The sequence below is a fragment of the Spirosoma gilvum genome, assembly GCF_054776815.1.
In genome coordinates this window covers 1-791 of sequence record NZ_BAAHBH010000043.1, presented here as the reverse complement: position 1 = coordinate 791, position 791 = coordinate 1, and the positions used below count along the sequence as shown (strand labels likewise).

At 55.0% G+C, this 791-nt stretch carries 1 pseudogene; it reads left to right on the top strand.

Going from position 1 to position 791, the window contains the following annotated elements:
* A pseudogene (locus tag ACYVFD_RS35975) lies at positions 1-791 on the top strand (hypothetical protein); the annotation flags it as partial.

Below are 791 nucleotides of genomic sequence, written 5' to 3'. Positions count from 1 at the left end.
AGCCAATGCGGGCACGTATGTGGTAACGGTGAGCAACGCAACGGGCTGTAGCTCGACCACCAGTGTGAGCATCAGTGTACCCCAGGCTCTTACGTTAAGTATACTGGCCAGCACTAACCCCGGCAGCTGTAGTGGTACAACAGGTAGCATCACCATCGGTGGTCTAACAGCAGGAAGTACCTATACTTTAGTAAACAATGGAGTTAGTAGTGTGATTCAGGCTACTGCCGGAGGTCAGTACACAGTGTCTAACTTATCGGCAGGCACCTACAACCTAAGTGTGATCGGAGCAGGTGGCTGTTCGACTGCCTTACCAGCCCAGACTTTGACTGATACAGGGGCACCCCAGGTCACCATTGTCGCTTCCAACACGAGTGTGTGTGAAGGCACTACGGTGACCCTAAGTGTTAGTCCAGTGATAGCTGGCGCCACTTACCAGTGGAGCACTGGGCCTAACAGTTCCAGCAGTATCAGCACGACAGTGGGTGCCGGCACCAACACCTACTCGGTGACAGTGACCAGTGGTAACTGTAGTAGCTCGGATGATCAGATAGTCATTGGCAATGCCTTGCCAGTAGCCAGTGCGGGAGCGTTAGCTACCACCGTGTGTGAAGGTTCAAGCATCAACCTGACGGCCAGCGGAGGCACCAGCTACAGCTGGAGCGGGCCCAACAGCTACACCAGCCTGTCTCAGAACCCCATCATTACCAATGCCAGCCCAGCCAATGCGGGCACGTATGTGGTAACGGTGAGCAACGCAACGGGCTGTAGCTCGACCACCAGTGTGAGCA